Below are 251 nucleotides of genomic sequence, written 5' to 3' on the forward strand. Positions count from 1 at the left end.
TTGCTCTCGGGTGACGAGTGGCGGACGGGTGAGTAATGTCTGGGAAACTGCCCGATGGAGGGGGATAACTACTGGAAACGGTAGCTAATACCGCATAACGTCGCAAGACCAAAGAGGGGGACCTTAGGGCCTCTTGCCATCGGATGTGCCCAGATGGGATTAGCTTGTAGGTGAGGTAACGGCTCACCTAGGCGACGATCCCTAGCTGGTCTGAGAGGATGACCAGCCACACTGGAACTGAGACACGGTCC

General features: G+C 56.6%; 1 rRNA gene. It reads left to right on the plus strand.

Going from position 1 to position 251, the window contains the following annotated elements:
- Window positions 1–251, plus strand: a 16S ribosomal RNA gene (locus ACSIPU_RS31355); the annotation flags it as partial.

The sequence above is a fragment of the Klebsiella sp. HN106 genome (genome assembly GCF_051209435.1).
GTDB classification, from domain to species: domain Bacteria; phylum Pseudomonadota; class Gammaproteobacteria; order Enterobacterales; family Enterobacteriaceae; genus Klebsiella; species Klebsiella oxytoca.